8 protein-coding genes are annotated in these 12,758 nt (G+C 62.8%); 7 read left to right on the top strand and 1 reads right to left on the bottom strand.

What is annotated here, in order from left to right:
• Window positions 1–3,636, top strand: a complete 3,636-nt coding sequence (locus tag AU074_RS24580; RefSeq protein ID WP_076016915.1) for a transporter substrate-binding domain-containing protein — start codon at window positions 1–3, stop codon at window positions 3,634–3,636.
• Between the two features lie 136 nt (window positions 3,637–3,772).
• On the top strand, window positions 3,773–4,204 hold the full coding sequence (locus tag AU074_RS24585; RefSeq protein ID WP_076016916.1) for a chemotaxis protein CheY: 432 nt from the start codon (window positions 3,773–3,775) through the stop codon (window positions 4,202–4,204).
• On the opposite strand, the gene dkgB is transcribed toward AU074_RS24585, so the two are convergent.
• A complete protein-coding gene (dkgB, locus tag AU074_RS24590; RefSeq protein ID WP_076016917.1) occupies window positions 4,201–5,004 on the bottom strand; it encodes a 2,5-didehydrogluconate reductase DkgB in 804 nt (267 codons plus the stop codon). The genes AU074_RS24585 and dkgB overlap by 4 nt on opposite strands.
• Before the next feature lie 191 nt (window positions 5,005–5,195).
• Between dkgB and lexA the strand changes: the two genes are divergently transcribed.
• The 5 genes from lexA to AU074_RS24615 all read left to right on the top strand — a co-directional run bounded on the left by lexA (window position 5,196) and on the right by AU074_RS24615 (window position 12,735).
• A complete protein-coding gene (gene lexA, locus AU074_RS24595; protein ID WP_076016918.1) occupies window positions 5,196–5,813 on the top strand; it encodes a transcriptional repressor LexA in 618 nt (205 codons plus the stop codon).
• Window positions 5,813–6,424, top strand: coding sequence for a translesion DNA synthesis-associated protein ImuA (gene imuA / locus AU074_RS24600; protein ID WP_076016919.1), 612 nt, complete (start codon window positions 5,813–5,815; stop codon window positions 6,422–6,424). Before lexA ends, imuA begins: the two co-directional genes overlap by 1 nt.
• A gap of 7 nt (window positions 6,425–6,431) precedes the next feature.
• Window positions 6,432–7,847, top strand: a complete 1,416-nt coding sequence (locus tag AU074_RS24605) for a DNA polymerase Y family protein (RefSeq protein WP_076016920.1) — start codon at window positions 6,432–6,434, stop codon at window positions 7,845–7,847.
• Complete coding sequence (locus AU074_RS24610) at window positions 7,823–10,912, top strand: error-prone DNA polymerase (RefSeq protein ID WP_218191624.1); 3,090 nt, start codon at window positions 7,823–7,825, stop codon at window positions 10,910–10,912. Before AU074_RS24605 ends, AU074_RS24610 begins: the two co-directional genes overlap by 25 nt.
• A gap of 113 nt (window positions 10,913–11,025) precedes the next feature.
• Window positions 11,026–12,735 carry an ATP-binding protein gene (locus tag AU074_RS24615; protein ID WP_076016922.1) on the top strand — a complete coding sequence of 570 codons (1,710 nt, stop codon included), beginning with the start codon at window positions 11,026–11,028 and terminating at the stop codon, window positions 12,733–12,735.
• The last annotated feature ends 23 nt before the right edge of the window (window positions 12,736–12,758 follow it).

Genomic DNA, 12,758 nt, shown 5'->3' on the forward strand with positions numbered 1-12,758 from the left:
ATGAACAACTTCCGGGTCTTGTGGCTGAGTGCAAGTCTGCTGCTGGGCGTGTTTTGTACACAAGGCCTGGCCCTGGGTGAGCCACGCACCCTGTACCTGCTGGGGCACTCCATTCTTGAAAGCCCCACCGTAGAGCTGCAAGAGGCGGACTGGCGCTGGCTACGCGAACGGCGCCGCTTATTGATGGGGATTTCGGCGCCTGATTACGCACCTTTCGAGCTGAGCACCAGCGATGAGCTTGAGGGGATTACGGCGGATTACGCGGCGCTGATCGCCGATGCACTGAACATCACCATAGAAGTCAGACGCTACGACAATCGGGATGAAGCCATCAGCGCGCTCAAGCGCGGCGAGGTGGACTTTATGGGGTCTGCCAACGGTTACGAAGCAGCAGACTCGCAACTTGTGTTATCGCGCTCCTACGCCATGGATCAACCAGCACTTGTAACCCGCACAGGCGACAGCCAGACCTTGAGTGCCGACCTGGCCGGCAAGCGCGTGGCGATGTTCTATCACTACATGCAACCTGATGCGGTGCAGGCGTTTTATCCCCATGCCCGGCTACAGCTTTTTCCGTCGACCTTCGAGGGCATCGGTGCGGTGGCGTTTGGTCAAGCAGATGTTTACCTGGGGGACGCAATCAGCACCAACTACCTGATCAACAGAAACCACCTGAACAACGTTCGAATGGCGGATTTCTCGTCACTTGAAGTCAATCCCTTCGGGTTTGCATTCCCCCGTGACAACACGCGCCTGCAGTCGATCATCAACGCGGCGCTGGCCGTTATTCCGGTCAGTGAGCAGATGGAAATCCTGCGGCGCTGGAGTGCGGGTAATCTTGGGTTCCTGGGCGCGGACCGGTTGCGCTTGAGCGCCAGTGAACAGCGTTGGCTGGACAAGAACCCCAGGATAAAGGTCGCGGCACTCGACAAGTTCCTGCCGGTTTCATTTGTCGACAAGCAGGGCGCGTTCGAAGGTTTGAGCGCGGAGGTGCTGGCTCGCATCAGCTTGCGCACCGGGTTGAAGTTTGACTTCATCCCGGGCACCTCGATGCCCCAGCAAATCGACAAGGTCAGCGCGGGTGGCGCAGACATGATCGCGGTGGTCACGCCCAGCGCCGAGCGGACCGAAAAGGTGCGCATTACCCGACCTTACCTGATCAATCCGTTTGTGCTGGTCAGTCGCATTGATGACGGCACCCCCCTGACCCTGGAAGACATGGCCGGCAAGCGCCTGGCGCTGATTGGCAGCAATAGCCTGCAGGAGGGGATCGCCCGGGACTATCCCACCATCAAGTTCGTGGACGTCGAGAACCCTGAACACGCCATGGCGCTGGTGGCCAGTGGCGGCGCCGATGCTGCCGTCAATACCTTGATCAGCGCCCGCTACATGATTGCCCGCGAATACCGTGACCGGTTGCGGGTTACCAGCACGGTCGGCTCTGAGCCGGCCCGCATCGCTTTCGGTGTCAACCGCAGCCAACTGGAGTTGTATTCGATCCTCGACAAAGCACTGCTGAGCATCACGCCCCAGGAAATGGACGAGTTGGCCAGCCACTGGCGCAGCGAAGTGCTGGTTGAAGACAGCTACTGGGCGCGGCACCGCAATGCAATTATTCAAGGCTTCAGCCTCGCGGCACTGCTGTTGCTGATCACCCTCTGTTGGGCAATCTATCTGCGCCAGCTGATCCGCAAACGAGTCCAGGCCGAGCGCGCCCTGAGTGATCAGATGCGCTTTATGGGGGTGTTGATCGACGGCACGCCTCATCCGATTTATGTGCGGGATCGCCTCGGTCGGCTGATGGCATGCAACAGTGCTTACCTCGATGTGTTCGATTACAAGCTGGAGGATGTGACCGGTAAAACCGTGGTCGAGACCGACCCTGGCAATCGTCCCCAGGCCGAGTCTTTTCATCAGGATTACCTGCGCCTGATGGAGCGGGGCGAGCCGCAGATCCAGGACCGTGTGCTCAAGGTGCCGGACGGGACGGTGCTGACCATCTACCACTGGATGCTGCCGTACCGCGACGGTGATGAGCGGGTAGTGGGCATGATCGCCGGCTGGGTCGACGTCAGCGAAAGGCAGCACCTGCTGGGCCAGTTGCAGGAGGCCAAGGAGGATGCCGACGCAGCCAATCGCGCCAAGACCACCTTCCTCGCGACCATGAGCCATGAAATACGCACCCCCATGAACGCCGTGATCGGCATGATCGAACTGGCCTTGAAAGCCGCCGAGCAGGATCGGGCCGACCGTGATGCGCTGGAGGTGGCCGCTGATGCGTCGCGGGGCATGCTGGAGTTGATCGGCGATATTCTCGACATCGCACGCATTGAGTCGGGCCATCTGTCCCTGGCCCTTGAACCTTCAAACCTGCACGAGTTGCTGTCTTCCGTAGCACGGGTATTCGATGGGCTGGCGCGGGCCAAGGGCCTGCTATTGAAAGTGGAACTCGACCCGCTGATTGACCGATACGTGCTGGTGGACCCGATGCGTTTCAAGCAGGTGGTGTCGAACCTGCTGAGCAATGCAATCAAGTTCACTCCCCATGGCCAGGTACGGCTTGGCGCGTCCGGTTCGTCGGCGATTACCAACGGCTACCTGAGCCTCAGGCTGTGGGTGGAAGACACCGGCATCGGCATCAGTGTCGAAGACCAGAAACGTCTGTTCAACCCGTTTATCCAGGGCAACAACACCGCGCAATCGGCGCGCAGCGGTTCGGGCCTGGGCCTGGTCATCAGCCGCAACCTGTGCGAGATGATGGGCGGGCAACTGCAATTGAGCAGTCTGTTGGGGCAGGGCACCCGGGTGGACGTCACGCTGGAGCTGGAAGTCGCCGACGCGATCCTGAGACCGGCCGTATCCGTTGCCTTGGAAACTCCGCCGGTTCATGCACTGAGCATTCTGGTAGTGGATGACTACCCGGCCAACCGACTGCTGCTGGCCCGGCAGTTGAGCTTCCTGGGGCACCGAATCACCACTGCCGAAGATGGCGTCGAGGGGCTTGAGTTGTGGTTGTCCGGTCATTTTGACGGGGTGATTACCGACTGCAATATGCCGTTCAAGGACGGTTACGAACTGGCGCGGGATATCCGCACCCTGGAGCGTGAGCGTGGCCTGGCGCCTTGCCTGCTGTTGGGGTTCACCGCGAATGCCCAGCCCGAGGAGGCCGAACGTTGCCGGCAGGCGGGAATGGATGGCTGTCTGTTCAAACCCACCGGCCTTGAGGATTTGCATGCGGCTCTGGTGCTGCGAACGGCAACGCCTTCTGTGGCACCGGCCACCGCAGATGAGCCATCGGCAGACTTTGACTTGAGCCACCTGGAGAAACTGACCGGGGGCGATATCGACGCGGTAAAAGAATTGCTGGCGCCGTTGCTCGACAGCCTGGAAGCCGACCATGGGCAGTTGCTGATCCTGCAACGCAAGGCCGACTTTGCCGGCCTGCATGACTTGGCCCATCGCACCAAAGGCGGCGCGCGCATGGTTAAGGCCCAGGCATTGATGGAGTGCTGTGAGGTACTGGAAAACGTCTGTGAACGGCAAGCGCATAACGAGCTGGCCGGTACCGTCGACGACGTGGACGAAGCGCTCGCTCACCTGCATCACGGGTTGTCGGTTTATTGCAATCAGACTTGACCGGCGAGGGCTGTCATTCGAGCTATTTGGGACAACTCCTACATGAAGGTGGAACAAGCCTTATTTAGTCTTCGAGATATGTCTGGAAAATAGGCCGCCCAGTCCCTCACGAGCGCTCCTTGCTCAGGTGATCGCCATGCCAAACAAAGCACTGACCATCCTGATCGCCGATGAACAGCACCTTCAACGGCTGTACATCGAAAAAATGCTCAACCAATTGGGCTACTACCGCATCGTCCCGGTGCAAACTTTTGAAGAAGTGCTGATCCTCACGGCCATCCCGACGGAGCCGTTCGACGTGCTGATCATCAATGCCGGGTTGGCAGACAGCGAGGGCGGGGTACTGGCCTACCAGGAACAGCACCCGCAGATTCGCCATGTGCTGGTCTACGATATCCGCGACCTGGGCACGCCGGCCGCCACACCGACACTGCTGGTGCGCCTGCCGGGAGCGCCGGACAGCGTCAACCTCGAACACTTCATGGACATCATCGACCCGCCGCCAGCCACTTGTGGCTTGCGGGTACTGCCGTGGCTGCGGGAGTTGTCCCGCAGCCCTGCGGCTTAGTCCCAGTTCGGGGCGATGCCTTTGGGGCTGGTCAGCCGATGGTCACGCTCCAGGCCGGCGATCTGCGCCATATCGGCGTCGCTCAAGGTCAGCTCCAGCGCCTTGAGGTTGCTGGCCAGGTTGGCGCGCTTGGTCGACGACGGGATCACCGCGTAACCCAGTTGCATGGCCCAGGCCAGGGTCACTTGCGCCGGGGTTGCCTGATGACGTTCGGCGATCTGCTGGATCACCGGGTCCTTCAGCACTTCGCCGTAGGCCAGGGTCATGTAGGAAGTGATCTGGATGCCATGGGCCTTGGCAAAATCCGCCACGGTGCGGTTTTGCAGGTACGGGTGCAGCTCGACCTGGTTGGTCGCGATGTGCTCGGCACCGACGGCGGCAATCGCCTGTTTCATCAGGTCGACGGTGAAGTTGGAAATGCCGATCTGGCGGGTCAGGCCCTGGCGCTTGGCTTCCAGCAACTGGCCCATGAATTCGGCGACCGGCACCTGGTCTTCCGGCGATGGCCAGTGGATCAGGGTCAGGTCCAGGTAATCGGTCTGGAGCTTGCGCAGGCTCTCCTTGAGGCTGGGAATCAGCTGGCCTTCGGCGAAATTGGCGATCCAGATCTTGCTGGTGATAAACAGCTCGTCCCGTGGGATGCCGCTGTCGGCAATGGCCTGGCCGACGTCGGCTTCGTTCTCGTAGATTTGCGCGGTGTCGATGACGCGGTAGCCCAGCTCCAGGCCGGTGCTGACGGAGTCGATGACGACCTGGCCTTGCAGGCGGAACGTACCGAGGCCGAATGCGGGAATAGACATGAGTGACTCCTGAAGTGATGTGAACAATGGAGTCGAGTATCGACCCCTCGTTCCTTCAGAAAAACCGCTGAATCCGAAAAGGACTCTTTACCAAAAGTCATGAGTGGTGAAGAGCAAGAGCCAACACAGCTACCGTGACCACATAGGAAGCGACTGACGGATATTGCTAGAAATTTCCCACAGGAGTACAAATGTACTCCATGACGAATCTAACGCCCCGCCGTACCGCCATCCTGACCTTTATCCGCGACCGTATCGCGCAGCAAGGCCAGTCTCCCAGCCTCGCCGAGATCGCCGAGGCGTTCGGCTTTGCCTCCCGCAGCGTGGCGCGCAAGCATGTGCTGGCGCTGACCGAGGGTGGCTTTATCGAGGTCAACCCCAACCAGGCACGCGGCATTCGCCTGCTCAATCAACCGGCGCGGCCGGAGCTGCTGGACATCCCGGTACTCGGCCGGGTAGCTGCCGGCTTGCCCATCGGCGCCGACGCTGAAGTGCACAACCGCCTCTTACTCGACCCGGCCATGTTCGCGAAAACCCCGGATTACCTGCTGCGGGTGCAGGGCGATTCGATGATCGAAGATGGCATCCTCGATGGCGACCTGGTGGGTGTACGCCGCAGTGCCGAGGCCTTGAACGGGCAGATTGTGGTGGCGCGCCTGGACGGTGAAGTCACCATCAAGCGCTTCGAACACGTCGGCGAGCGCGTGCGCTTGCTGCCGCGCAACCCCGCTTATCAACCCATCGTGGTGCGGCCCGATCAGGACCTGGCCATCGAAGGGGTGTTTTGCGGTTTGGTGAGGCAAGGCTGATGGGCGCCGTCGTTGCACTGGACTCGCTGTTCAATGGCGGCCGGGTCTGGAAAGGCCGGCCCGCCGCGCCGCCTGCCAGCATCCATCCCACCGGGCTTGCGGCCCTGGATGCAGTGCTGCCCAGCGGTGGCTGGCCGGAAGCGGCGTTGAGCGAAATCCTGATGGCGAAGGAGGGCGTGGGCGAGTTGCAACTGGTGTGGCCGACCCTGGCGCGATTGGCGGCGGCCGGCGAGCGCATCGTGCTGGTTGCGCCGCCTTACACGCCGTACCCCCACGCCTGGCAAAACGCCGGGGTGGATGTGCGCCAGCTTTCCGTGATCCAGGCCGATGAACGTGACGCCCTGTGGGCCGTGGAGCAATGCCTGCGTTCCGGCAGTTGTGGCGCGGTGCTGTGCTGGCCGCGCAAGGCCGATGACCGGGCCTTGCGCCGCTTGCAGGTGGCGGCGGAAACGGGCCAGACCCTGGCCTTTGCCTGGCGTTCCTTGAACGAGGCCATCAACCCGTCACCGGCCGCCTTGCGCCTGGCGGTGGAGGCGAGCCCTGCGCAAGTGCGGGTGCTCAAGTGCCGGGGCGGCCTGGCCCATCCCGCGCCCATTGCGCTTGGGCACTGAGGTTGGCATGCGCTGGGTGTGTATTGTCTTCCCGCAATTGGCGCTGGACGGGGTGCTGCGTCTGCGCCCCGAACCGGATCAGCCATTGGCCCTGTTGGCCGGCACGCCCCAGCGGCGGGTGCTGCAAACCGTCAATGAGGCCGCCCGCAAACTCGGCCTGCGCCCCGGCCAATCCCTGACGGCGGCCCATGCCTTGACCAAGGCTTTTGCCTGCGCCGAATACGACCCGGCGCAGATCGAATACTGGCAGCAATTTCTCGCCGCCTGGGCTTACCGTTTCAGCTCCCAGGTCAGCGTGTATTACCCACGGGCGTTACTGTTTGAGATCGAGTCGAGCCTGGGCCTGTTCGGGCCCTGGCCATTGCTCGAAGCGCGCTTGCGCAAGGAACTGACCGACCTCGGGTTTCGCCACCGCATCGTCGCCGCGCCGAACCCGGCGGCGGCACGGATTCTGGCGAATGCCTACGACGGCCTGGCCGTGGCCGATGAGCAAGGCCTGCAACAAGCCCTGGCGCCGATCCCCATCGATCGCGCCGGCCTCGACCCGCAAGCCGCCACCGCGTTGTCGCGCATGGGCCTGCGCACCCTGGCCCAGGTGCAGGCATTGCCCCGGCATACCCTGGCCCGGCGTTTCGACGCGGCGCTGCTCAAACACCTCGATGCACTGTGCGGGCAACGGCCCCTGGCCCTGGCGTTCTACCAACCGCCGGACCAGTTCGATGTGCGCATCGAGCTGAATTTTGATGTGCTGTCCCACCAGGCTTTGCTATTTCCCTTGCGCCGTTTGACCGGCGATTTATCGGCGTTCCTGTGTGGCCGCGACAGTGGCGTGCAGCGCTTTGACCTGCACCTGGAACACGCCGCAGAACCCGACAGCGTGATCAAGGTCGGCCTGCTCAGCGCCGAGCGTGACGCAGCGATGCTGTTTGAACTGGCCCGTGGCCGCCTGGAGCAGGTGCAAGTCACCTCGCCGGTGCGTGGCTTTCGCTTGGTGGCTCAGGACCTGCCGGTGTTTGTGCCCCAGCGCCAGGACCTGTTCGACGAGCGCCCGCAACAAACCCTGCCGTGGGAACAACTGCGCGAACGCCTGCGGGCGCGGCTTGGAGACGAGGCGGTGCAAGGCCTGCGCTTTCACGCTGACCACCGCCCCGAATGCGCTTGGCAAGCCGGTGCTGATCTTCGCCCGTGCTCGCCCTCAAACAACGTGCAGCGCCCCGGCTGGTTGTTGCATGAACCGACGCCCCTGGCCGAGCAAGGTCTACACATCCTGATGGGCCCGGAGCGCATCGAATCCGGCTGGTGGGATGGCGCCGATGTGCGCCGCGATTACTACCTGGTGCGCACCCGCGCCGGCCAACAGGGCTGGGCTTACCGCACGGTAGGCGAAAACGGCGCGCTGTGGCTGCAAGGTTGGTTCGCATGAATTACGCGGAGCTGCATTGCCTGTCCAACTTCAGTTTCCAACGTGGCGCCTCCAGTGCCCGCGAGCTGTTCGAGCGGGCCAAGCAGCAGGGCTACGCAGCGCTGGCGATCACCGATGAGTGCACCTTGTCGGGCATCGTCCGTGCCTGGCAGGCGGCCAAGGAAGTCGAGTTGCCGCTGATTATCGGCAGCGAGATGCGCCTGGAAAACGGCCCCAAGCTGGTATTGCTGGTGGAGAACCTGGAGGGCTATCAGCACCTGTGCCGGCTGATCACCATCGCCCGCCGCCGTGCGGAAAAAGGTCACTACCGCCTGCTGCAGGAAGACTTCACATCCGTGCAAGGTTTGCTGGCGTTATGGATGGTCGAAGACACCGACACCCAGGCCCATATCCAATGGCTGCGCAGCACGTTTACCGATCGCCTGTGGCTGGCGGTGGAGCTGCATTGCGGTCAGAACGATGCCCGCCACCTTGAACAACGTTTGAACCTGGCCGCCAGCCTGCACCTGCCGGCGGTGGCCTGCGGCGATGTGCATATGCATGTGCGTGGCCGCCGTGCCCTGCAAGACACCATGACCGCGATCCGTCATCACGTCCCGGTGGCCGAAGCCGGTGCGCGCCTGCATCCCAATGGCGAACGGCACTTGCGCAGCCTCGATGCACTGGCCGCGCTGTACCCGGCGCACTTGCTGGAAGAGTCCCTGAATATCGCCCGGCGTTGCACCTTCGACCTCGGCCAGTTGCGCTATCAATACCCGAGGGAACTGGTGCCCGAAGGGCAAACGCCTGAGAGCTGGTTGCGTACCTTGACCGAAGAGGGCATTGCCCAGCGTTGGCCGCACGGCGTGGACGCCAAGACCCTTGGGCAGATCAACGATGAGCTGAAGCTGATCACCGAGCTGGGCTACGAAAGCTACTTCCTCACCGTGCACGACATTGTGCGCTTCGCCCGCAGCCGTTCGATCCTGTGCCAGGGCCGCGGCTCGGCGGCCAACTCGGCGGTGTGTTTTGCCCTGGGCATCACCGAGATCGACCCCACTCTGACGAGCATGTTGTTCGAGCGCTTCCTGTCCCGGGAGCGCAACGAGCCGCCGGACATCGACGTGGACTTCGAACACGAACGCCGCGAAGAAGTGCTGCAATACGTGTTCCAACGCTACGGCCGTACCCGCGCCGCGTTGACGGCGGTGGTCAGCAGCTACCACGGCGCTGGTGCGGTGCGCGACGTGGCCAAGGCCCTCGGGCTGCCGCCGGATCAGGTCAACGCCCTGGCCGACTATTGCGGACGCTGGAGCGATGAAGCACCACCCCTGGAGCGTTTGCGCGAAGGTGGCTTCGACCCCGACAGCCCGGTGTTGCGCCGGGTGCTGACCTTGACCCAACAACTGATCGGCTTCCCCCGGCACCTGTCCCAACACCCCGGCGGTTTCGTGATTTCCGAACACCCGCTGGACACTCTGGTGCCGGTAGAAAATGCGGCCATGGCCGATCGCACCATTATCCAGTGGGACAAGGACGACCTCGACGCCGTGGGCCTGCTCAAGGTGGATATTCTCGCGCTGGGCATGCTCAGTGCGATTCGCCGCTGCTTCGACCTGCTGCGCCGCCATCGCAATCAGGACCTCAGCCTGGCCACGGTGCCCAAGGAAGACGCGGCGACCTACGCGATGATCAGCAAGGCCGACACCATTGGTGTGTTCCAGATTGAATCGCGGGCGCAGATGTCGATGTTGCCAAGGCTCAAACCACAGACCTTTTATGACCTAGTGATTGAGGTCGCCATCGTGCGGCCCGGGCCGATCCAGGGCGGCATGGTGCATCCGTACCTGCGGCGGCGGAACAAGGAGGAAGAAACTACCTACCCATCGCCGGAACTCAAGGCCGTGCTGGAGCGCACACTGGGCATCCCGCTGTTCCAGGAACAAGTCATGCAGATCGCCATGGTCGCCGCCGATTACGGCCCTGGCGAAGCCGACCAGTTGCGCCGCTCCATGGCCGCCTGGAAACGCCACGGCGGCCTCGAGCCTCACCAGCAACGCCTGCGCACCGGCATGTTGAAAAACGGCTACAGCGAAGCCTTCGCCGCGCAGATCTTCGAGCAGATCAAGGGCTTTGGCAGCTACGGTTTTCCCGAGTCCCACGCCGCCAGTTTCGCCTTGCTGACCTACGCCAGTTGCTGGCTCAAATGCCATGAGCCGGCAGCCTTTGCCTGCGCGCTGATCAACAGCTGGCCCATGGGTTTCTACAGCCCGGACCAGATCCTGCAGGACGCCCGTCGCCATCATTTGCAGATTCGCCCGGTGGATGTGCAAGCCAGTGACTGGGACTGCAGCCTTGAACCGATCGAAGGCCAACAGCCGGCGATTCGCATGGGCTTGCGGATGATCTCCGGGTTTCGCGAAGAGGATGGCCGGCGCATCGAAACGGCGCGCCAGGCACGGGCGTTTTTCGACATTGCCGACCTGGGCGAGCGCGCTCGATTGGACACCCGCGCCCAGGAGTTGCTGGCGGATGCCGGTGCCTTGCGTGGCCTGGCCGGGCATCGGCACCGGGCGCGCTGGGAGGTGGCCGGGGTGCAAAAGCAACTTGGGCTATTTGCCGGTTTGGCCAGCCCCGATGAAGCGGTAGTGGAACTGCCGAAGCCGACAGTGGGCGAAGACCTGTATGCCGATTACGCCAGCGTCGGCACCACCCTGGGCCCACATCCATTGGCATTGTTGCGCGATGAGTTGCGCGCACGACGCTGCCGCAGTTCCAAGGAGTTGCTGCTGGTTGAGCATGGACGCAACGTCAGCGTCGCCGGCCTGGTCACCGGTCGACAACGCCCGGGCACGGCCAGCGGCGTCACTTTCGTTACCCTGGAAGATGAGTTCGGCAATATCAACGTGGTGGTCTGGCGCGACCTGGCCGAGCGCCAGCGCCAGGCGCTGGTGGGCTCGCGGTTGCTCAAAGTGGATGGGCGCTGGGAGGCCGTGGGGGAGGTTCGACACCTGATCGCCGGGCGCCTGACCGACCTGACCCCGCTGCTGTCGGGCATCAATGTGCGCAGCCGGGATTTTCGCTGAATCGGCCCTTGCCCCTTCATGCCGGCATAAGCAATATGCAATGAAACCAACTGCTGCCGCCGGGCTCAAAGTTTTCATCACCGCCCACCTTTTATCTTTTGCAGAGCCGACTGATGCAGTTTTTATCCGATAACCACGGCTGTGATGGCTGGGCTGGCGAAATGGCCCAGAGGATTCGTGCATTCGATTGGTCCACTACCGACCTCGGCCCGATTGGTGACTGGCCCTCCAGCCTGACCAGTGCCGTGCAGATGATGCTGGCATCGCCCATCCCGATGGTCATGCTGTGGGGACGGACGGGTTACATGATCTACAACGACAGCTATTCAGTGTTTGCCGGTGGCCGCCACCCCTACCTGCTGGGGGTACCGGTAGAGCTGGGCTGGCCGGAAGTCGCCGACTTCAACCGCAATGTGGTCGACACTTGCCTGGCCGGCGGCACCTTGTCCTACCGCAGTCTGCCCCTGGAACTGTTGCGCGACGGCCGCCCGGAAGAAGTCTGGATGGACCTGTATTACAGCCCCGTGGCCGGTGACGACCAGCAACCGGCCGGGGTCCTGGCGATTGTGGTGGAGACCACCGAACATGTGATCTCCGAGCGCCTGCGTCAGGAACTCACTCACAACCTGGAACAGCGCGTTGCCGCCGAAGTGCAGGCCCGTTCCTCCGCCGAAGAACAGTTGCGTCAGTCGCAGAAACTGGAAGCCATTGGCGGCCTGACCGGCGGCGTGGCGCACGACTTCAACAACCTGCTGCAAGTGGTCTCCGGCAACCTGCACCTGCTGGCCCGGCATGAACCGGACAACCTCCAGGTGCAGCGCCGCGTCAGCGCCGCCATCGCGGCAGTGGAACGCGGGGCCAAACTGACCTCGCAACTGCTGGCGTTCGCCCGTCGCCAGCCGCTGTCGCCAGCGGTGTACAACCCACTGCGCATCTATGAAGGCCTGGGTGAGTTGCTGCAGCGGGCGCTGGGAGAAACCATCCAAGTGGATGTGCAACTGCCCCAGGATCCCTGGTGCATTAACGTCGACCGCAACCAACTGGAAAACGCCTTGCTCAACCTGGCGATCAACGCCCGGGACGCCATGAGAGGCGAGGGCGTGATTCGGATCACCGGCGAAAACATCATCCTCAACCCCCCGGATTGCGCCGGCAAAAGCATCAGCCCCGGCGAATATGTGCGCCTGGCCGTCGCCGACAGCGGCGCCGGCATGTCACCGACGATCCTGGCACGGGCCTTCGAACCGTTTTTCACCACCAAGCCGAATGGGCACGGTACCGGCCTGGGCCTGAGCATGGTGTTCGGGTTCGTGCGCCAAAGTGGCGGGCATGTTGAGGTCGAGAGCGTGGAGGGCAGCGGCACTGTGGTGCAGATGTATTTCCCCCGCAGCCTCCGGCCGGAAAGCCAGGAAGCACCTGTCGCCCTTACGCCACAGCACTGCGGCGGCCAGGAGACCATTCTGGTGGTCGAAGACAATGAAGGCGTACGCGCGGCCGCAGTGGAATTGCTCGAACAATCCGGCTACACCGTGCTCACCGCCGAAGACGGTGACAGGGCCATGCAGATGCTACACGGCGGCCTGCAACCGGACCTGATCTTTACCGACGTCGTGATGCCGGGCCGGGTCAAAAGCACCGACCTGGCCGAATGGGCGCGTGAGCAAGTGCCGGCGATAGCGGTGCTGTTCACCTCCGGGCACACCCGCGACATTCTCTCCAGCAACCACCTGCTGAGCGCCGATATTCACCTGCTGAGCAAACCCTACAGCCCGGATGAGTTGGCGCAACGGGTGCGCTCGGTGCTGACTTCCCGAATGATGTGACGAATGGAGATCTAACCCGCAAC

Origin of the sequence: Pseudomonas sp. ATCC PTA-122608, assembly GCF_001952855.1 — a bacterium.
GTDB lineage: Bacteria > Pseudomonadota > Gammaproteobacteria > Pseudomonadales > Pseudomonadaceae > Aquipseudomonas.

Bases quoted from the DNA above. Each gene is read 5' to 3' on its own strand.
- AU074_RS24580 (WP_076016915.1), top strand. From the start codon at position 1: ATGAACAACTTCCGGGTCTTGTGGCTGAGTGCAAGTCTGCTGCTGGGC.
- AU074_RS24585 (WP_076016916.1), top strand. From the start codon at position 3,773: ATGCCAAACAAAGCACTGACCATCCTGATCGCCGATGAACAGCACCTT.
- dkgB (WP_076016917.1), bottom strand. From the start codon at position 5,004: ATGTCTATTCCCGCATTCGGCCTCGGTACGTTCCGCCTGCAAGGCCAG.
- lexA (WP_076016918.1), top strand. From the start codon at position 5,196: ATGTACTCCATGACGAATCTAACGCCCCGCCGTACCGCCATCCTGACC.
- imuA (WP_076016919.1), top strand. From the start codon at position 5,813: ATGGGCGCCGTCGTTGCACTGGACTCGCTGTTCAATGGCGGCCGGGTC.
- AU074_RS24605 (WP_076016920.1), top strand. From the start codon at position 6,432: ATGCGCTGGGTGTGTATTGTCTTCCCGCAATTGGCGCTGGACGGGGTG.
- AU074_RS24615 (WP_076016922.1), top strand. From the start codon at position 11,026: ATGCAGTTTTTATCCGATAACCACGGCTGTGATGGCTGGGCTGGCGAA.